Raw genomic sequence first — 19,689 nt, forward strand, 5'->3', positions numbered from 1 at the left:
ATTAACGGATAAAATAATAAAATATTATTAATTATAACTTAAAATTGTCCCACTGCAGTCCCACTAAAAATAGAGTTGTGCGACCTAAAAGGGTTTTGGAGATATTGCTTAATCCTGTCGAGGTCACGAATAAATACTACAATTAGAAAAAACGCCAAGCTCGCTTGAGCGTTTTTTTTGTTGAAGTTATTTCAATACAACATTTAGAATGTATAGTAATCCTTTTTTATATCTAAATATCACAAGCTCCAGATTTCAACTTAATAGTATCTAATGTTTCCCAAATAGAGTGGTCAATCTCTTGAGGTGACAACTTAAAGATAATTATGGAAATTTTTTGGGATTTACAAAAATGCTGCTGTGCTACTATATTAATGTCGATGACGTTTCCAGTATGAAAACCATCAAATAACCTCATTTTTCCTATATAGACTTCATTGTCAGTTTCATTTTTAATAAACAATACGTTAGGGTCTGGAAAATCTGAAGACCAGTGGTTGGGTTTCATAAGACCATCAAAATAAGCATCAAAATTAAGTTCAATAGTTTTAACATTTAATGGAGCGTCAGCCTTAATGCTCCAAGCAATTACTAAAGACCAAAAGCCATCATTTTCTTTATTGGACCAATCTTTATGAAACCTCAATTCTTCAAAACCAGTTAGTGTCATTTTTGGTGCCCAGTCTATAGGAAATTTAATGATTTCCTTTGCCCAAGTACTATCTGCTTCTAATATTGATAGTTGTTCGTTTTCTTGGGTATTAGCGTTACACCATATTAAAAGAATCAATAGCATTGCTAGTTTTTTCATAGTATATATTTTTTGGATAAGATAAAGAAGGTTGAAAACACTTGTGTCAAAAAAATGCAAAAAGAATGTCAAAGTATCATTGGTTGTAAAATTTTATAAAAAAAATGGCTAGTGTTAGCCACCTAACATTTTAATCAGTGTCGCTATTCTAAATTTGTGATGAACAATTTAAATAACGAGCAATGATTAAAAAAACATTTTTAGGATTACTAGCATTAAGTTTATTTGCAGTATCCTGTAGTAGCGATGACGATAGTAATGCGTCAACAACATCAAATTTAACCTTGAATTTTCAAGGTTTGGAAGCCTTAGGAAGTGATTATGTTTATGAAGGTTGGATTATAGTCGATGGTCAACCGGTTAGTACTGGGACATTCTCTAGTGTAACTTTTCCTCAGACATTTCCAGTAAATTCAGTTCAATTAGAAAATGCAACAACATTTGTTTTATCTATTGAGCCAGCAGTAGATCCAGATCCTGCTCCTGCAGCAACTAAATTATTAGCTGGAAACTTTTCGGGCAATGTAGCCAGTGTTAATTCTGATAATATAGTTGTGGCTTTAGGAAGTAGTTTATCCGCTTTAGGAGCTTCAACAGGAAAATATATTCTAGCGACACCAACAGACATGGATGATACCAATGAAGCTAGTGGTGTTTGGTTTTTAGACAATACCAATGCTCCATCTGTTGTGGCAGGTTTAAGCTTGCCAACTTTAGCAGATGGCTGGAAATATGAAGGATGGGTAGTTTTCGATGGTACGCCAATAAGTACAGGAACATTTACAGACGCAGAGAGTGCGGATGATAATGCTGTAACATCAATTTTTAAAGGAGATTCAGGTAATGGACCAGGTTATCCCGGTGAAGATTATTTGCAAAATGCACCTACTGGACTAACTTTTCCTACGGATTTAAAAGGCAGAACAGTGGTAATATCTGTAGAACCTTATCCAGATAACAGTACTGCGCCATTTACATTAAAGCCTTTAGCGCATGTTGTACCGTCGGACGCTATGAACCATACGGTAATAAATATGGGTGATGGGCCAGTGGAAACTTTATCTGGTTCTGTAACAAGAAATTAATAATTGAGAAAGTAAATTTGCCGCTAATGCGATAGATTAAATTGAGTTTATTAAAAGGCTACCAATCGGTAGTCTTTTTTTCTTCTAAAGCATTTTTTGTTATGTAAGCGCGCCAACCGATAATAGCAAGCTGAAGCTTCGTAGCTTTGCTTAGGTCTAATTGCTTTTTAGTAAAACTTGGAAGAATTGCCTTGTTGGCTTTTGCAATAAGCTTAAAGATAGATTTCTTCATGTTTTTTTGATGGTTGCAAAAGTACTTGATGCTTTTGCGTGTTGTCATTTAGTGACAAAAATAGTAAAACTTATTCTAGAACTAAGTTTTACTTTTTTAATTGGTTGTTGGTTTTGGTCGGTTTTTAATTTAGAATATTGAGAAAATAATATCAATAATCAATTTAGCTATTGTCATCATAATTTTTTTGGTTTTGAGGTTAATATTCGTTTTACATTTTTTGATTGAGTTTTCAATATATATCCGCAACGAATAATCTTCCAAACGTTTTTGTAAAAATCGATGAAATTGCATTTATATTTATAAGTAAAATGATGATAATTATTACTATAATTTGTGACTTGCCTACAAAAGATTTATTATTTGTAACTATAAACGATGATTGAGGTTATAAATTTATATGTTTAAAGGGCATTTTTTGAATGAATTTTAAAATCGTAGAGGCATTTCATCTTTAAAATGCCATTATTTGGGCATTTCATCTTTTTGAAATTTATTTTACTGATAAAACTCATAGTATTTTTTAGTAGCTTTTTGTAAATAATATTTACTTAACATTTTTGCTTCATTTTAAGTTTATCTTTGTAAAAAACATGAAAATGAAGAAAATCATTATTTTATTTATTCTGTTTGTTTCCTTAACAACCTATGCTCAGGTTTTAGTGATAAACGAGTTCGATCCTGATTCCCCTAGTACAGATACGGCTGAGTTTATAGAGTTAAAATCTGCAACGCCAAATTTTTCTACTGATGGCTATATTTTAGTGTTTTTTAATGGTTCTTCTAGTGGAGCAGATTCCAGTTACATGGTTATAGATTTGGATGGTTATACAACAGATAACAATGGTTTGTTAGTGATAGGCAGTGAAGGAGTTTCGCCTTTTCCTCAAGTATTAATATCAGAAAATGTTATTCAAAACGGAGCAGATGCACTTGGTGTGTATCAAGCTTCAGTAAACGATTTTCCAGAAGGTACTTTGGCAACGCAAACAAATCTTATAGATGCTATGGTTTATGGGACAAACGATGCGGATGATACAGATTTGTTGACGTTATTGGGCGAAACAATTCAGTATAATGATAATGGTACAAATGCCAATCCTAGGTCTATTCAACGTTTTGTTGATGGTATGGATAATGAATCATATTCTACAGCCACACCAACACCTCGACGCGAAAATGATGGCTCTGGTATTCCAATAAATCCTGTATTTATTTCTGTAGCTGAAAGTCAGTATGATGAAGGTGAGAGTTTTGATATCACATTTATTTCTGAAACCAATGTAACTTCAGATTTAAACTTTACAATAAGCCTGAATAATTTTGGCTTTAATACATCCGATTTTACAGGAAATTTAAGTTTAATGATACCAAATGGCCAAAATACAACCAGCACAACAATAAGTATCGTTGATGATTCTGCTGATGAAGGTGATGAGGTATTGCTAATAAAGTTTGTGGACTTGATAGAACCTATTGTGCCTTCAAATAATTTTGTTGAGGTAAGGATTGTGGATAATGATTTTACAATTGCGGCTTGGGGAACTCCTCTTAATCCTACTACAGGAATAGTACAGAGTACCCAACCAGAAGGATATTACGATAGTTTAGATGGTTTAGCAGATGTAGCTTTAAGACAGGCGCTTCAGGATATTATTGCAGATCCTACGATTGTGAGAGCACAGACCTATGCAGATGTTATTGATATTTTAAATGAAGCAGATCAAAACCCAGAAAACAGTAACCAGGTTTGGTTGTTGTATACGGAAGAAGGTCGCGCTAAATTAGATATTCAGACAGGGAGTAGTAACGCTGGTAAATGGAATAGGGAACATACTTATCCAAGATCTAGAGGTGGTTTTTTCGATATTGAAGAAGACGAAATTGCAGATGGTATTGATGTGTTTTGGACGACAAAAGCAGATTCACTTCGTCATGGTAATTCAGATGCTCATGCATTACGAGCAGCAGATGCCGCAGAAAACAGTTCGCGTGGTAATCAGCATTATGGACAATATACAGGTCCTAGCGGAACTTTGGGTAGTTTTAGAGGTGATGTAGCACGTAGCGTGTTGTATATGGAGATTCGCTATAACGGACTCGAAGTTGTAAATGGTTTTCCGGAGGTTACTGGTCAGTTTGGTGATTTGGCTACTTTGTTAGATTGGCATAGAAACGATCCGCCAGACGATTTTGAAATGAACAGAAATAATGTTGTTTACAATTGGCAAAAAAATAGAAACCCGTTTATAGATCAACCGTTGTTGGTGGAATATATATGGGGAAACAATGTAGGTGATACTTGGGATCAGTCGTTGAGTATAGACGATAACGAATTTTCTGAGATAACTATGTATCCTAATCCGACAAATGGAAGGCTTTATATTTTAGGATTAAATAATGTTGAACTTGTTGAAGTGTTTTCGGTTGAAGGGAAGCTTTTAAGGACTTTTACCGCAGTAAATAATTATATAGATTTAGATATTACATCTGGTTTGTATTTAGTAAAACTGACACATAATAACCGCTCTATAATTAAGAAAGTGATTAAAGACTAAAACTAACAATCGTTTTTAATAGAAAAAGCCAAACTAAATTAAATAGTTTGGCTTTTTCAGTTTTGATTGATTGATGAAATTTATTTTAGTCCTTTTTGGTTTTAATGATTAGGACTCCGTCTTTTCCTTTATCACCATACTTTTCAAATGCACTTTTGTCTTTTAATACAGTTACGGATTCAATAGCGTCTGGTAAGATTTTGTTCATATCTTCTTTAGTCGATTCTTTTCCATCTATGATAATTAAAGGAGTCTTATTGTCATCGCTGGCAAAGTAAATTTTGTTTTTACTGTCTGAGTCATTAAGTATAATGACATTGCTGTCGTCTTTTTTACTAACCCAAACATTTTTGCTATTGCCCTTTCCGTTGATGATAATTTTTTCTTCTATGACTTCTTTATCATCACCATCTTCGTCGATGATAACTTCAATAACTTCGTCATTATCACCAGATATCACGTGAACATCAGTTGAATGCTTGACCTTCTTTAGTTTGCCTTTTTTTCCATTACTCCTAACTATGACTTTTGCATCATGCTCATATTCACTATCATGTTCGTTTTCGTCGTCAGATATTACATAGACATTGCTGCCACTACCTGTTTTATGAATTTTGTGTTTGCCACCATGACGAGTTTCATAAACATAGGTGTTTTTGCCATGTTTTGCATGTCCATTTCCAATAGAGATGGTATTGTTTTCTTCATCAAAAACGATTTTAATAGGTTCAATGGTTTCGTCATCTGAGCTTATATGATAATTAGTGCTAGAGTTTTTTGATTTGGCGTCAATTTTAATAGCCATAATCTCACCTTCTTTATTTCGTTTTACACTTTTGAACTTTATCGTTAGTCCTTGCTTTTTTAGGTCTTCTTTAATTTTGTCTAATTCAGAATCCGTTGTGTTTTTGTCAATTATTGTTATTGAGATGTCTCCTATAACATTTGAACTGTTTTTAGCTGCTTTGGTAGAAGAAGCTTGAGTAGTTAAATTATTATTCTGATTATTTTTTTTAGGTGTATTCGTGCTTTTTGAATACTCCGTTTCGGTTTCTTTGTCAAAGTCTACATGGTCATTGAAGTTATTTGGTTCAACAGAGGCTTCAATCTGAGGTGTATTATGCAAATTTAATTGGTCTTCGATTTCAATAAAAACTTCCTTAGTATTAAAGCTCATTAAGAAAAGTGCTAATGCTGGAAGAATCAATCCATATTTCCAGGCATTTAATCTGTTTGATTTTGTTTTGTGTAACATAATTATTCGTTTTTTGATTTGTGAATTATAGAAATTGTTTGTAACCAAAAGGTTGTGTTTTGGGATACTCGATTTTAATAATACGAGTTGATAACTTTTTTCGCATTCTGAAAAATTTTGCGCTTTTTTATCGGCTATGAATTCCAGGTTTTGCTGAATTTCTTTTCTGTACAGCCATATAAAAGGGTTAAACCAAAAAAGTACGCAAGCCAATTGAGTTATTATGATATCAATAGAGTGTAGCTCATTAGCGTGTGCTTTCTCATGATTTAAAATATGTTGTAATTCTTCCTTAGAATATTTATTTGGATTATAAACTATCCAATTAAAAAATGAAAAAGGAGGAATGTTATTCTCCGTTTCTATCAATAGGTATGATCCGTTTCTATAATAATTATGCTTGTTAAATAGGAGTTTAAGCGAGGCTAATTCTATTAATAATTTGCTTAGAAAGAATGCAACTCCAATACTATAGATTGTAAATAATAATTGCAACCAATCAAATGCCACAGTAGTATCAGGTGTTTGATGAATTTCAGAATTTATAGCAAAAGGCATTGAAGTTTCTACTATAGAAGGGGTGATTTCCACATAGATTGGTATAACAATCAAAGGAATAAAAACGGATGCTAATATACCGACCATCAAGTATATGCGGTTAGTTTGAAAAAATGTTTCACGCTGTAAAAACAGCCAGTAAAACAAATAAAATATTACTATTACAGCCGAAGCTTTTAAAAGATATTCCATTGTTATTTCTTGTTTTCTATTAATGCAATAATTTCCCTCAGTTCGTCAACACTTATTTTTTCTTCTTTAGCAAAAAATGAAACCACGTTTTTATACGAGCTATTAAAGTAATTTTCAATGGCTGTATTCATAAACTTAGTTTTGTAATCCTCTTTAGAGACAATAGGGAAGTATTGGTGTGTTTTGCCAAAAGCATTGTAACCAACATAACCTTTTTCTTCTAAGTTTCTAATGATTGTAGAGAGTGTATTGTAGTGTGGTTTTTCGTCTTCAATTTCTGCTAATACATCTTTAACGAAAGCCTTTTCAAGCTTCCATAAAATGTGCATGATCTCTTCTTCCTTATTTGTTAGTTTTTGCATTGATATATTAAATTTCATTTTGTTGAACTCAAATATAACTATTTTTGTAGTTATATAACTAAAATGATAGTTATTTAACGAAATTTTTAGTTTTTAGTTGCTTTGAAAATGAAATGTTATCTTCGCGACTTTATTAAAAACGTGATTAAATAATTGAAAAATAGATGAGTGTATTCCTTGTTATAGCTGGTTTGGCTTTGTTGGTAGTAGGTGGTGATTTTTTGGTAAGAGCCTCTGTTGGGTTATCATTTAAGCTTAAAATTTCAAAGTTAGTAATTGGTATGACGGTTGTCTCTTTTGCAACCTCTGCTCCTGAGTTGTTGGTGAGTCTCCAAGCTGCTCTAGATGGAGTTTCGGATATTGCTTTGGGTAACGTTATAGGTTCTAACATAGCTAATATAGGACTCGTATTGGGTATTACAGCGATAATATCTCCACTTGTAGTAGATCGAGATTTTTACAAACTTAATTGGCCAATGATGATGTTAATGTCATTTGTGCTTTATTATTTTTTGAAGAACGATGAGGTCTTAACTGCTGTTGAAGGTTTAGTGATGTTTATTGCATTGGTGCTTTTTTTAATCATATTAATTAGAAGTTCTAGAAAGCTAACAAAAGCTAATTTAGAGGAGGTTGATGATGCACTTGCTGAAGTTTCAAACTTTAAAATTGTGATGTGGTTATTAATTGGATCTGCTGGTTTATACTATGGTTCTGAGTGGCTCGTTGAAGGTGCAAAAAGATTAGCTGTGGCTGTAGGTATAAGTGATTATGCAATTTCAGTTACCGTAATTGCGATTGGTACAAGTGTGCCAGAGTTAGCAGCTTCTGTAATTGCAGCGCTTAAAAAGGAAAAAGCTATCTCATTAGGAAATTTAATAGGCTCTAATATTTTTAATATTGCTTCGGTATTAGGTTTAACTGCTATTATAAAGCCTATTGTGGTTAATCCAAATACTCCTCAAATTTTATCGACTAATATTTTTTGGATGATTGCCTTTGCTGCTATACTTATTCCATTGATGCTTATTCCAAAACGTTTTGAGATTGGCCGACTTAAAGGCATGCTTTTGTTTGGAGCGTACATTGTATTTATATATATCACACTGGCATAAAAAAAGCTCCAATAACTATTGGAGCTTTTTAGTTTATACGTAGTTAAAACTGCTTATATCTTAGCACTTTTTACGGTTTTAATAATTCTACCAGCAATTTTGTATGGGTCACCATTAGAAGCAGGTCTTCTGTCTTCTAACCAACCTTTCCAGCCTTTTTCTACAGTAATGATAGGAATACGAATTGAAGCACCTCTATCTGAAATACCATAACTAAAATCATCAATAGAAGCTGTTTCGTGTAAACCAGTTAAACGTTGGTCGTTAAACTCACCATAAACTGCAATGTGTTCTTTTACAACAGGTCTGAAAGCTTCACAGATTTTTTCATAAACTTCTCGACTTCCACAAGTTCTTAATGTTGAGTTAGAGAAATTAGCGTGCATACCAGAACCATTCCAATCCATATCTTTTCCTAATGGTTTAGGATGATATTCTATATAGTAACCGTATTGTTCAGTTAAACGATCTAATAAGTAACGTGCTACCCAAATTTCGTCACCAGCTTTCTTTGCTCCTTTAGCAAATAATTGAAATTCCCACTGACCAGAAGCAACCTCTTGGTTTATACCTTCAAAGTTTAATCCAGCAGCAATGCATAAATCAGCGTGCTCCTCTACTAAATCTCTACCATGAGTATTTTTTCCACCAACAGAACAATAATACATTCCTTGAGGTGCAGGATAACCACCAATTGGGAAACCTAAAGGTAACTGTGTAGCAGTGTCCATAATAAAGTACTCTTGCTCAAACCCAAACCAGAAATCATTATCCTCGTCCTCAATTGTAGCTCTTCCGTTAGAAACGTGTGGTGTTCCATCAGCATTTAAAACTTCAGTCATTACTAAGTATCCATTCTTTCTTGCAGGATCTGGATAGATTGCAACAGGCTTTAATAAACAGTCAGAAGAACCTCCTTCAGCTTGTCTCGTTGATGAACCATCAAAAGACCAGATTTCGCAATCTTCTAGTTTGCCACTAAAGTTATCTACTACTTTAGTCTTACTTCTCATGTTTTGAGTAGGCTTATAACCATCAAGCCAGATATACTCTAATTTAGATTTACTCATTGTGTATTTAATTTAAATAAATTCGCAGTACAAATATTGTGTTTTTTTTCTTTTGGTCAAAAAAAATAGGGTCTTTTAGACGAAAGGTTATTAATAATTGTTGATAACCCTATTTTTACATGGGTCTATATCGTAAATATTAAATAATTCGTATTTTTGACCTATAAAATTTATTAATATGTCAACACTTAGATTTCACGCAGTAAAAGAATCATTAAATAGAGTACCATTAAAGATTAAAGAGTCCAAAAGACGCTCTGAAGTTTTTGGTGGCAATGTCTTTAATGAAACAGCAATGCGTCAATACTTAACCAAAGATGCTTTAGTTAGTGTTATTGAAGCAATAAATAAAGGAACAAAGATAAACCGATTAATAGCCGACCATATTTCAACCGGAATGAAGGAATGGGCTATTTCTAAAGGGGCAACACATTACACGCATTGGTTTCAGCCTTTAACAGGTGCCACAGCAGAAAAACATGATGCTTTTTTTGAAACTATAGGAAATGGATTAGCAATAGAAAAATTTGGTGGCAGCCAATTGGTGCAGCAAGAGCCAGATGCGTCTAGTTTTCCAAACGGAGGTATAAGAAACACATTTGAAGCTAGAGGTTATACAGCTTGGGACCCAACGTCTCCAGCTTTTATATATGGTACAACATTATGCATACCAACAGTATTTGTTTCGTATACAGGTGAAGCACTAGATTATAAAACACCTCTTTTAAGAGCGCTTCAAATTGTTGATAGCGCAGCTGTAGCAGTATGTAAATATTTTGATAAAAATGTAAGGAAAGTTAATGCTTCATTAGGCTGGGAGCAAGAGTATTTCTTAATTGATAGTGCACTAGCTGCATCGCGACCAGACATTATGTTAACAGGAAGAACCCTTTTTGGACATTCGCCAGCCAAAGGTCAACAGTTAGATGACCATTATTTTGGAACCATACCTAATAGAGCAATGGCTTATATGCGAGATTTAGAAAACGAATGCATGTTATTGGGTATTCCTGTAAAAACAAGACATAATGAAGTAGCTCCAAATCAATTTGAATTAGCACCCATATTTGAAGAGGCTAATTTGGCGGTAGACCATAACTCTTTACTTATGGATGTCATGCAGAAAGTTGCAGAGCGTCACAAGTTTAAAGTATTAATGCACGAAAAACCGTTTGCAGGTGTTAACGGTTCTGGTAAACATAATAACTGGAGCTTAAGTACAGATACAGGTGTTAATTTGCTATCTCCTGGGAAAACGCCAATGAGTAACCTTCAGTTTTTAACCTTCTTTATTAATACAATAAAAGCGGTACAAACTCATGAGGAATTATTAAGAGCTGCAATAGCATCTGCTAGTAATGATCATAGATTAGGAGCTAATGAAGCTCCGCCTGCAATTATTTCGGTATTTATTGGAGAGCAATTAACTAGGGTTTTAGAAGAATTAGAAACCGTAACCAAAGGCAAGTTATCGCCAAAAGAGAAAACAGACCTTAAATTGAATGTGGTTGGAAAAATTCCTGAAATCCTTTTAGATAATACAGATAGAAATAGAACGTCTCCTTTTGCCTTTACGGGTAATAAGTTTGAATTTAGAGCTGTTGGGTCTACGGCAAATTGTGCTAATCCTATGACTGTTCTTAATACAATTGTGGCAAAACAATTAATTGAATTTAAGACTGAGGTAGATGAGTTAATAGACAAAAAATCCATGAAAAAGGATGATGCAATTTTTAATGTGCTTAGAGAGTATATTAAGACATCTAAAGCTATCTTGTTTGAAGGTAATGGTTACAGTGATGAATGGGAGAAGGAGGCTAAAAAGAGGGGTTTAAGCAATAACAAAACCACTCCAGAAGCTTTAAAGGTAAAAGTTGCCAAACCATCAATAGAACTTTTTGAGAGTTTAGGAGTAATGAATAAAGTAGAGGTAGAGGCACGCTATGAAATAGAAATGGAAGAGTATATTCTTCATATTCAAATTGAAAGTCGTGTTATTGGTGATCTTGCAAGAAATCATATAGTGCCAACTGCTGTCCGTTATCAAAATATATTGATAAAAAATGTAACGGGCTTAAAAGCTATTTATGGAGATGAATTTAAAAATTTAGCAAAAGAACAATTGTCTCTCATCGAAGAAATTTCTAGTCATATTGAAGCTATTAATTCATTGGTTACCAAAATGACTGATGAACGTAAAACTTTAAATAAATTAAATGATATTGAGAAAAAAGCAGGTGGCTATTGTAACAAAGTAAAACCAATTTTTGAGGAGATTAGATATCATTGTGACAAGCTAGAATTAATGATAGACGACGAGCTCTGGCCACTAACTAAGTATAGAGAGTTATTATTTACCAAATAGCCAAGAAATAGGATTCTTAACGCATAAATTTAATTAATAAAGAGATAACCTTATGTTAATATCTAAGTAATAATACGTAGTTGATTAAATTTTAAATTGCAGTTTAGTGTCGTTCGTCGATTACAATGGCTAATTATCGAAAAGCCTATATTTTATTGTTAAAAAACAGTGATTCTTCATTTACACAAGGAGTTAATTTAGTATTTTTGAAGTGCTATTAATCAATATTTGTAAATATGAAGAAGTTACTACTTAGTGTAGCTATTCTTGTAGGCGCGACTTTAATTCTTTCTCAGGATAATTCTGAAGACATAAAAGATGTTGTAAAAGATGAGGTTGTAAACATTCAACCAGAGCTACAGACAGAATCTTAAAATTTAAGATAATTCGAAAGGCTTAATCGCCTTTATGGATAAAAAAGGACATAACTATATATTATTGTTGTGTCCTTTTTTTATTGCCTTAATTTTAGATTTTTTTATGATTTGAAGAATATTTTTCTATATTGCGCCGCACCCTAATCTTAAATGACGTCAACTTATTTGTTAATTAAGTTATATGATTACCAAATATAAGCACGTTTTGTTTATTGTCTTTGTGGTTTTTTTCGGACTGAGCCATGTTAATGCTCAGGAGCAAGAAGAGGACAAAAAGGTAAATGAAAAACTTTATAGAAAATTAGAATTCTTCGATTTGCGCGGTACAAATGCTTTTGATGCAGCAGTTGGTACGGCACTTCTAGGTGGTGACTTCCCTAAACCTGAATTTGAAACTTATTTTAGGTTGGGCTATAAGCGCTTTATAAATGAACATATTGGAATTAGTTTTGGTTTCAATAAATATAGCCTTGCGTTTGACGATACCTATTACCAAGGCTTCATGTCTTTTGATTTAAATCTCGAATATTTTATAACTCCGTATAACAATGTTAGTCCTTTTATTTATGGAGGATATGGTTATAATGCATCAAATTACTTTGAGGGCACAGGCGCAAAAGTTCAAGGAGGTTTGGGAGTTGAGTTTATTGCCGTTGAAAAAATAGGTATTAAACTTTTTGGTGAGTATAACCATGTTATTTCCAATGAGGCAAATCCTATAATATTAGAAGAGAGTAGTATTAGTTTTCTTAGAATTGGGTTGGGTGTTAACTTCTATTTTGGTGGTAAAAAGAAAAAAGAAAGGCTGCTTGAGGAAGTCGAAACAGTAATTCAATCGAATTATATTAAATAATAGATATCAATTCTTACTTTTGCAGTACCAAAGTATAAAATTCTTCAATGAGTAATTCGGTCAGCAAAAGATATGCGCAACGAGGTGTTTCAGCTTCTAAGGAAGATGTCCATAATGCCATAAAAAATATAGATAAAGGTTTATTTCCTAAGGCGTTCTGCAAGATAGTTCCAGATTATCTAACCAACGATGATGATTATTGCCTAATTATGCATGCAGATGGTGCAGGTACAAAGTCGTCTTTGGCTTATATGTATTGGAAAGAAACAGGTGATATTTCAGTATGGAAAGGTATTGCACAAGATGCTTTAATAATGAATATAGATGATTTGTTGTGTGTTGGTGCTACAGATAATATTATGTTATCCTCCACTATAGGTCGTAATAAAAACCTTATTCCAGGAGAGGTGATCTCTGCAATTATCAATGGAACAGAAGAATTAATAGAAGATTTAAAGTCTTTCGGTGTAACCATTCATTCTACTGGAGGTGAAACTGCAGATGTTGGCGATTTGGTAAGAACAATTATTGTAGACTCTACTGTTACTGCTCGGATGAAACGCTCAGACGTTATTGATAATGCAAATATTAGTGAAGGTGATGTAATTGTAGGTCTCGAATCTTTTGGACAAGCATCTTACGAAACCGAATATAATGGTGGTATGGGAAGCAACGGTTTAACTTCTGCCAGACATGATGTGTTTTCAAAATATTTAGCAAAAAAATACCCAGAAAGTTTTGATGCAGCTGTACCAGAGGATTTAGTTTATTCAGGACAAGTAAAACTTACAGATTCTGTAGAAGACGCTCCAATAGATGCAGGTAAATTAGTGTTGTCGCCAACCAGAACCTATGCACCAATTATAAAGTCAATATTAAAAAAATATAAAAGTGATACTATTCATGGAATGGTACATTGTAGTGGAGGTGCACAGACTAAAATTCTTCATTTTATAGACAACCTTCATATTGTAAAAGACAATATGTTTACTATTCCACCATTATTCAAATTAATACAAGAGCAATCCAAAACAGACTGGAAAGAGATGTATCAGGTTTTTAACTGCGGACATCGTATGGAATTATATGTAAAGCCAGAAGTTGCTGAGGATATTATTGCTATATCAAAGTCCTTTAACGTTGAAGCTAAGATTGTTGGTAGAGTAGAGGCTTCAAAGAAAAAAATGCTAACAATAAAAAGCGAATACGGTACGTTTTCTTATTAATTTTTTTAGCATGAAAATCTATTCTTGGATTACATTTTGTTTAGCCATACTGTGGTCAGCCCAGTTATTTTCGCAGCCAGATTCGTTGTTTTTTAATAAAAAAAACAACGACCAAATTAAAATAGGATGGAGAACCAAAAAGGAAGTGGGCTTCTATCTTAATCAAGTTTCGTTTACTAATTGGAATGCTGGTGGTACTAATTCTATTTCAGGAATTATAACAGGAAAAGCATCTGCAAAGTACAAACAAGAAAAATGGTTTTGGAACTCTAACTTCAATATACGTTACGGTTTAAATAAACAAGAAGGACAAGGAGTTAGGAAAACCGAAGATGTTATAGAGGTGATATCTAATATTGGATTAGAAAAAGATCCACAGAGTAATTGGTTTTATTCTGGTAGATTTAGTTTTAATACACAACTTGCCAACGGATACAATTATCCAGACAGAGACGAGCCAATATCTAAGTTTTTAGCACCTGGCTATATGTTTTTGGGATTAGGAATGGAATATGGTAGGCATATAGAGCGCTTATCTTTTTACGCTTCGCCATTTACTTTAAAAACCACATTTGTTTTAGATTCTGATTTAGCAAACCAAGGAGCATTTGGTGTAGATCCAGCAATTTATGATATGGAAGGTAATATTATAAAAGATGGAAAGAAAGTAAGGCAGGAATTCGGGATATTATTCACAAATCAATTTGAAGAAGAGGTTTTTGAAAACATAAAAGTAAATAGCCTTTTACGGTTATATACAGATTATATAAATAGTTTTGGAAATATAGATGTTGAGTGGGAACTCAACTTAGATATGAAAGTCAATAAATATGTAAAAGCAACATTTGGCTCTCATATTAGATACGATGACGATATTAAGATTGAAGTTGAAAGAAATGAAATGACCAATGAAGAATTTGTCATAGAAGGACCAAAATTACAATGGAAACAAATTTTGGGAGTAGGTGTTGTTGTCGATTTAGATAATTTTATCAAAAATGAAGTTACTCCGTAGCAAAAGCCATGCTTAAATAAACCCTTTAACCAAGTGTATAAACACACAGGTTATAGTACAATCCAGTAAAAAGATTACACTAAAAAATTTCAAATTAGAAACTCCGCTAATTCTATAAAACCTTAGACGTTGTCTTAGTTTTCTATCGCTCAGCATAAACCATAAGATGAAGACCAAAAATAATTTGGTGCTTATGGCAAGAATTAATTCCGGATTAATTATGGTAATCGTTAGGGTTACCATAAAGGAATATAATGCCATTGACTTGTAGTAGTTTAGTATAGAGACAACTTGCCTTCGCATATAAACTAAAACGTTAAATATTAAAAAAATATTTTCTAAGACTCTAAAGAATTTTTCAAGCATATAAAATTCATAAATTATCGTATTTTTGAAATTCAATTTTTTGAAGAGAGATGTTAGAGAAAATACAGATAGTTAAGCAACGTTTTGATGAGGTTAATGACCTGATTATTCAACCAGATATTATATCAGACCAAAAGCGTTATATACAACTTAATAAAGAATATAAAGACCTTAAGCAGATTGTAGATAAAGGTGATATATACAAAGAGCTTTTAGATAATATTTCTGAAGCCGAAGAGATAATTGCAGATGGTTCTGATGCCGAAATGGTTGAAATGGCAAAAATGCAACTCGATGAAGCTAAGGAACAACTGCCTAAGTTAGAAGAAGAAATTCGTTTCCTTTTAATTCCAAAAGATCCAGACGATGCCAAGAACGTTGTTGTTGAGGTGCGTGCTGGTACAGGTGGTGATGAAGCAAGTATTTTTGCTGGAGATTTGTTCAGGATGTATTCAAAATTCTGCAGTGATAAAGGTTGGAAAGTTGATGTGGTAAGCCAAAGTGATGGAACATCAGGTGGTTTTAAAGAAATTATTTTTGAGGTTTCTGGTGAAGATGTTTATGGCACAATGAAGTTCGAAGCAGGTGTACATCGTGTACAACGTGTACCACAAACCGAAACGCAAGGTCGTGTACATACAAGTGCAGCAACCGTAATGGTACTGCCAGAAGCAGAAGAGTTTGATGTTGAGCTAGACATGACTGAAGTGCGTATTGAGCGTACAACGTCAACTGGTCCTGGAGGTCAGTCTGTAAATACAACGTATTCGGCAATTAAATTACATCACGAGCCAACAGGTATGATAGTAAGTTGTCAAGACCAAAAATCATCTCATAAAAACTTAGAAAAAGCCTTAAAAGTTTTACGATCGCGTTTATACGAATTAGAATTGGCTAAAAAGCAAGCTGCTGATTCAGAAAAACGTAAAAGTATGGTAAGTTCTGGTGATAGAAGTGCTAAGATTAGAACCTACAACTATCCACAAGGAAGAGTTACAGACCATAGAATTGGTTTAACGCTTTACGATTTATCAAATATCATTAATGGTGATATTCAAAAAATAATAGACGAATTAATGTTAGCTGAAAACACAGAGTTGTTGAAGGCTAATGATGACGTCATTTAAATCTGAAAGGTAGTTTTGTCCTTTTCAAATGCTAGAAAAAAAAAAGACTGTATGTTTTCAAAGTAAAGCATACAGTCTTTTTTTTAAATAATTAAAAGTTAATTATTGAAACTCACATTATCTAATGTAAAGGCTGAAGAGTATATTGTGTCAGATACATCTGTAATTGTAAAAATTACTAAAGCATCGTTTCCAACATTTCCAAAATTTATTGTCTTTGTCATCCAACCTGTTTCTCCGGAATAATTATCACCATCATCTGGCATACCAGCAAAATCAGAACATTGTGTATTGTTAGTTCCTACTGTATTAACACTAGTTAGAAATTCAGAGTAAACATTGTCTGTACCTACAATAGTTATCATAACGGAGTCATCAAATTCACTATCTACATATTCTTGGAATTCAGAGGATAAAAAATTATAGTCAAAATTTATACTTGAGAATCCATTACTAATTGTACCTAAAATCATCATACTAGATGCTTGACCAATTGACGATTGTGAACTGACTAATGAATTTCCAGATGTTATAGCTGCAAAACTATTACCATCTGTAGGTGAAACACATCCTTGGGTACCTGATAGTATATTTCCATCTCCTAAAAATAATACACCATCATCGCCGTTTTCAAAACTTAAATTATCATCAAAATTACCACCATCTTGTGAATTAGTCTGAAAAGATAACGTGTAATCCATATCAAGATTTAAATGATTTCCACTTGCATCCTGAATTCCGTTTTTGAGTGTTAAAACTATAGTTGAATTTGAAGAAAAGGTATTTTTTGGCACAAATGTTAATATAGCATAACCATTGGCGGCTTCATTAATATAAATTGTTCCACCAATTAACTCATCATTTTGGGTAACTTCAAAATTACCTTTAAGGGAATCAAAATAAACCTTGTCATTGAGGAATAATAGAATAGGTAGTGATTTTGGATAGATCTCATTTTGTACAGCAGGAACTGCTTGAGCAACACCTAAGCCAGTAACATCACCAGAATTTGATAGTGTAGTTACAGCACCACCTCCATTATTCACAAAGGTATAAAGTTCATTGTTATCATTTGAGCTGTCATCATTAGAACAGCTAAAAATAACGAAAAACACAAGTAAGCCAAGATTTTTTAAAAGTTTCATAATTTATAATGTGTTGATTAATAGCGTTATAAAGATAAGTAAAAATTCTCATTTTATTATGTGTATTGCATTGATAGCCAATTATTATTAATAGGATAAATTTTTTTTGATACAAAAACGAGAAGTTAATTAATTTAGGTTTGTTAAAAGGTCATATAATTATGAGTGTCTAATTTTTCTTTATTTACATTTGTACAGAAACTTTTTATTCTAATGACAACAACTCAACTAATCAACCAAATAACAAAAAAGAAATCCTTCCTCTGTATAGGATTAGATGTAGATTTAAATAAAATCCCCAAACACCTATTAAAAGAAGAAGACCCAATCTTTGCTTTTAATAAAGCGATTATCGATGCAACACATCATCTCTGCGTGGCTTACAAACCAAACACAGCGTTTTATGAAGCTTACGGAATTAAAGGTTGGCAAGCTTTAGAGAAAACAATTAATTATCTCAACGAAAATCATCCTGAAATTTACACCATTGCAGATGCAAAACGAGGAGATATAGGCAATACAAGTAGTATGTATGCCAAAGCATTTTTTGAAGATTTAGGGTTTGATAGCGTTACCGTTGCGCCATATATGGGAAAAGATTCGGTAGAACCGTTTTTAGCTTTTAAAGATAAACATACCATTCTGTTAGCGTTGACCTCAAATCAAGGAGCATTCGATTTTCAAACAAAAACTGTTGATGGAGTCGAACTCTATAAGCAGGTTTTAGAAACGTCTAAATCTTGGGAAAATTCAGAGAATTTAATGTATGTTGTAGGTGCTACCAAAGCAGAATTTTTAGCTGATATCAGAAAAATTATTCCAAATAGCTTTTTATTAGTTCCTGGTGTTGGTGCTCAAGGTGGTAATCTTCAAGATGTTTGTAAATATGGTATGAATGATTCTGTTGGTTTATTGATAAACTCTTCAAGAGGAATTATTTATGCATCCCAAAATGAAAATTTTGCTGAAGCTGCTGCTGAAAAAGCAGAGGAACTGCAGCTGCAGATGAAAGAAATTCTATCTAATTAATTGTTATACTGAACTCCTGTACTGAGCATAGTCGAAGTATGTTTCAGCATTATAATCATGATATTTAAAGACCAACTCAATAGAGAGCTTGAACTCAAGCGAACACCCAAACGAATTATTTCGTTAGTGCCTTCGCAAACAGAGTTATTGGTAGATTTGGGTTTGGAAGATTTTGTAGTTGGAGTTACAAAATTCTGTGTGCATCCAAAACACCTTAGAATGTCTAAGAAAGTTATTGGAGGAACTAAGCAGATTAATATTGAAAAAATTAAATCACTTCATCCAGATATAATTCTGTGTAATAAGGAAGAAAATACAGAAGCTATAATTGAAAGTTTAAAGGATGTGGCGCCAATCCATATCAGTGATATTTATAATCTTGAAGATTGCTTTGAGCTCATCAATATGTACGGTACGATTTTTAAAGTTGACAAAACCGCTTCAAGCTTGATTTCTAATATTCAAAAAGAACGTGAAAATTTTCAAAATCAACTTCAAAATAAAGAGCGACCTAAAGTTGCCTATTTTATATGGAAAGATCCTTGGATGGTAGCGGCTTCAAATACATATATTGATTATATGCTTGGCGAAGCTGGTTATCTTAATGTGTTTAGCAACGAAGAACGTTATCCTGAAATTGACTTAAGCCATTCAAAATTAAAAGAAACCGATATTATTTTTCTTTCTTCTGAGCCTTATCCTTTTAAAGAAAATCATATTTCAGACCTAAAAACACAGTTTCCTGAAAAGAAAATTAAAATTGTTGATGGCGAATTGTTTTCTTGGTATGGAAGTAGGTTAAAGCAATCTTATAGTTATTTTAGCTTGCTTAAAAGTGGAAAATAAAAAAGTCGATACCTAACTAAAATACCGACTTTACTAACTAACTTCGTAATCTTAAAAGATTTAACTAACTCTCTTTTGCACTACAAAGATGCTGACTTTTAG

General features: G+C 32.9%; 17 protein-coding genes. 11 read left to right on the forward strand and 6 right to left on the reverse strand.

The features are described from left to right. Positions 1-232: 232 nt before the first annotated feature. Entirely contained in the window at positions 233-811 is a 579-nt protein-coding gene (locus ACFFGA_RS11980; RefSeq protein WP_386064356.1) for a hypothetical protein, read from the reverse strand. 182 nt (positions 812-993) lie between these two features. Between ACFFGA_RS11980 and ACFFGA_RS11985 the strand changes: the two genes are divergently transcribed. After that, on the forward strand, positions 994-1,896 hold the full coding sequence (locus ACFFGA_RS11985; RefSeq protein WP_386064358.1) for an anti-sigma factor: 903 nt from the start codon (positions 994-996) through the stop codon (positions 1,894-1,896). 58 nt (positions 1,897-1,954) lie between these two features. Here ACFFGA_RS11985 and ACFFGA_RS11990 read toward each other — a convergent pair whose 3' ends face one another. After that, entirely contained in the window at positions 1,955-2,128 is a 174-nt protein-coding gene (locus ACFFGA_RS11990; RefSeq protein WP_386064360.1) for an SsrA-binding protein, read from the reverse strand. Positions 2,129-2,727: 599 nt separating this feature from the next. On the opposite strand from ACFFGA_RS11990, the gene ACFFGA_RS11995 reads away from it, so the two are divergent. Beyond that, positions 2,728-4,686, forward strand: a complete 1,959-nt coding sequence (locus ACFFGA_RS11995) for an endonuclease (RefSeq protein ID WP_386064362.1) — start codon at positions 2,728-2,730, stop codon at positions 4,684-4,686. An 85-nt stretch (positions 4,687-4,771) separates the two neighbouring features. Here the strand turns inward: ACFFGA_RS11995 and ACFFGA_RS12000 are convergent, their stop codons facing one another. Both ACFFGA_RS12000 and ACFFGA_RS12005 read right to left on the reverse strand, forming a co-directional pair. Continuing rightward, positions 4,772-6,586, reverse strand: a complete 1,815-nt coding sequence (locus tag ACFFGA_RS12000; protein ID WP_386064364.1) for a M56 family metallopeptidase — start codon at positions 6,584-6,586, stop codon at positions 4,772-4,774. A 107-nt stretch (positions 6,587-6,693) separates the two neighbouring features. Then, positions 6,694-7,053, reverse strand: a complete 360-nt coding sequence (locus ACFFGA_RS12005; RefSeq protein WP_386064366.1) for a BlaI/MecI/CopY family transcriptional regulator — start codon at positions 7,051-7,053, stop codon at positions 6,694-6,696. A gap of 164 nt (positions 7,054-7,217) precedes the next feature. On the opposite strand from ACFFGA_RS12005, the gene ACFFGA_RS12010 reads away from it, so the two are divergent. Continuing rightward, positions 7,218-8,168 carry a calcium/sodium antiporter gene (locus ACFFGA_RS12010; protein ID WP_386064368.1) on the forward strand — a complete coding sequence of 317 codons (951 nt, stop codon included), beginning with the start codon at positions 7,218-7,220 and terminating at the stop codon, positions 8,166-8,168. 53 nt (positions 8,169-8,221) lie between these two features. On the opposite strand, the gene ACFFGA_RS12015 is transcribed toward ACFFGA_RS12010, so the two are convergent. Beyond that, on the reverse strand, positions 8,222-9,238 hold the full coding sequence (locus tag ACFFGA_RS12015; RefSeq protein ID WP_386064370.1) for a glutamine synthetase beta-grasp domain-containing protein: 1,017 nt from the start codon (positions 9,236-9,238) through the stop codon (positions 8,222-8,224). Between the two features lie 178 nt (positions 9,239-9,416). On the opposite strand from ACFFGA_RS12015, the gene ACFFGA_RS12020 reads away from it, so the two are divergent. The 6 genes from ACFFGA_RS12020 (at position 9,417) to prfA (ending at position 16,567) form a co-directional block, all read left to right on the forward strand. After that, on the forward strand, positions 9,417-11,603 hold the full coding sequence (locus ACFFGA_RS12020; protein WP_386064372.1) for a glutamine synthetase III family protein: 2,187 nt from the start codon (positions 9,417-9,419) through the stop codon (positions 11,601-11,603). Positions 11,604-11,839: 236 nt separating this feature from the next. After that, the gene (locus ACFFGA_RS12025; protein ID WP_157957276.1) at positions 11,840-11,977 is read left to right on the forward strand and encodes a hypothetical protein; all 138 of its coding nucleotides are present in this window, start codon (positions 11,840-11,842) and stop codon (positions 11,975-11,977) included. 184 nt (positions 11,978-12,161) lie between these two features. Further along, positions 12,162-12,833, forward strand: a complete 672-nt coding sequence (locus tag ACFFGA_RS12030) for a putative outer membrane beta-barrel protein (RefSeq protein ID WP_386064374.1) — start codon at positions 12,162-12,164, stop codon at positions 12,831-12,833. 47 nt (positions 12,834-12,880) lie between these two features. Beyond that, positions 12,881-14,059 (forward strand): AIR synthase related protein, encoded by a 1,179-nt coding sequence (locus ACFFGA_RS12035; protein ID WP_386064376.1) that lies wholly within the window; start codon positions 12,881-12,883, stop codon positions 14,057-14,059. A gap of 10 nt (positions 14,060-14,069) precedes the next feature. Then, the gene (locus ACFFGA_RS12040; protein ID WP_386064377.1) at positions 14,070-15,074 is read left to right on the forward strand and encodes a DUF3078 domain-containing protein; all 1,005 of its coding nucleotides are present in this window, start codon (positions 14,070-14,072) and stop codon (positions 15,072-15,074) included. A gap of 416 nt (positions 15,075-15,490) precedes the next feature. Beyond that, positions 15,491-16,567 carry a peptide chain release factor 1 gene (gene prfA, locus ACFFGA_RS12045; protein ID WP_386064378.1) on the forward strand — a complete coding sequence of 359 codons (1,077 nt, stop codon included), beginning with the start codon at positions 15,491-15,493 and terminating at the stop codon, positions 16,565-16,567. 98 nt (positions 16,568-16,665) lie between these two features. On the opposite strand, the gene ACFFGA_RS12050 is transcribed toward prfA, so the two are convergent. Next, the gene (locus ACFFGA_RS12050; RefSeq protein WP_386064380.1) at positions 16,666-17,712 is read right to left on the reverse strand and encodes an Ig-like domain-containing domain; all 1,047 of its coding nucleotides are present in this window, start codon (positions 17,710-17,712) and stop codon (positions 16,666-16,668) included. A gap of 213 nt (positions 17,713-17,925) precedes the next feature. Here ACFFGA_RS12050 and pyrF point away from each other — a divergent pair, with 213 nt between their 5' ends. Continuing rightward, positions 17,926-18,741, forward strand: a complete 816-nt coding sequence (pyrF, locus tag ACFFGA_RS12055; RefSeq protein ID WP_386064382.1) for an orotidine-5'-phosphate decarboxylase — start codon at positions 17,926-17,928, stop codon at positions 18,739-18,741. Between the two features lie 57 nt (positions 18,742-18,798). Then, positions 18,799-19,587: an ABC transporter substrate-binding protein gene (locus tag ACFFGA_RS12060; protein ID WP_386064384.1), complete on the forward strand. Its 789-nt coding sequence runs from the start codon at positions 18,799-18,801 to the stop codon at positions 19,585-19,587. The last annotated feature ends 102 nt before the right edge of the window (positions 19,588-19,689 follow it).

The sequence above is a fragment of the Winogradskyella pulchriflava genome (assembly GCF_042434315.1).
GTDB lineage: Bacteria > Bacteroidota > Bacteroidia > Flavobacteriales > Flavobacteriaceae > Winogradskyella > Winogradskyella pulchriflava.

Excerpts from the sequence above, each read along its gene's own strand:
- ACFFGA_RS12035 (WP_386064376.1), top strand. The coding sequence starts at position 12,881 with ATGAGTAATTCGGTCAGCAAAAGATATGCGCAACGAGGTGTTTCAGCT.
- ACFFGA_RS12020 (WP_386064372.1), top strand. The coding sequence starts at position 9,417 with ATGTCAACACTTAGATTTCACGCAGTAAAAGAATCATTAAATAGAGTA.
- ACFFGA_RS12005 (WP_386064366.1), bottom strand. The coding sequence starts at position 7,053 with ATGCAAAAACTAACAAATAAGGAAGAAGAGATCATGCACATTTTATGG.
- pyrF (WP_386064382.1), top strand. The coding sequence starts at position 17,926 with ATGACAACAACTCAACTAATCAACCAAATAACAAAAAAGAAATCCTTC.
- ACFFGA_RS11995 (WP_386064362.1), top strand. The coding sequence starts at position 2,728 with ATGAAGAAAATCATTATTTTATTTATTCTGTTTGTTTCCTTAACAACC.
- ACFFGA_RS12040 (WP_386064377.1), top strand. The coding sequence starts at position 14,070 with ATGAAAATCTATTCTTGGATTACATTTTGTTTAGCCATACTGTGGTCA.
- ACFFGA_RS12050 (WP_386064380.1), bottom strand. The coding sequence starts at position 17,712 with ATGAAACTTTTAAAAAATCTTGGCTTACTTGTGTTTTTCGTTATTTTT.
- ACFFGA_RS11990 (WP_386064360.1), bottom strand. The coding sequence starts at position 2,128 with ATGAAGAAATCTATCTTTAAGCTTATTGCAAAAGCCAACAAGGCAATT.
- ACFFGA_RS12000 (WP_386064364.1), bottom strand. The coding sequence starts at position 6,586 with ATGGTCGGTATATTAGCATCCGTTTTTATTCCTTTGATTGTTATACCA.
- ACFFGA_RS12015 (WP_386064370.1), bottom strand. The coding sequence starts at position 9,238 with ATGAGTAAATCTAAATTAGAGTATATCTGGCTTGATGGTTATAAGCCT.
- ACFFGA_RS12030 (WP_386064374.1), top strand. The coding sequence starts at position 12,162 with ATGATTACCAAATATAAGCACGTTTTGTTTATTGTCTTTGTGGTTTTT.
- ACFFGA_RS11980 (WP_386064356.1), bottom strand. The coding sequence starts at position 811 with ATGAAAAAACTAGCAATGCTATTGATTCTTTTAATATGGTGTAACGCT.
- ACFFGA_RS12060 (WP_386064384.1), top strand. The coding sequence starts at position 18,799 with ATGATATTTAAAGACCAACTCAATAGAGAGCTTGAACTCAAGCGAACA.
- ACFFGA_RS12010 (WP_386064368.1), top strand. The coding sequence starts at position 7,218 with ATGAGTGTATTCCTTGTTATAGCTGGTTTGGCTTTGTTGGTAGTAGGT.
- ACFFGA_RS12025 (WP_157957276.1), top strand. The coding sequence starts at position 11,840 with ATGAAGAAGTTACTACTTAGTGTAGCTATTCTTGTAGGCGCGACTTTA.
- ACFFGA_RS11985 (WP_386064358.1), top strand. The coding sequence starts at position 994 with ATGATTAAAAAAACATTTTTAGGATTACTAGCATTAAGTTTATTTGCA.
- prfA (WP_386064378.1), top strand. The coding sequence starts at position 15,491 with ATGTTAGAGAAAATACAGATAGTTAAGCAACGTTTTGATGAGGTTAAT.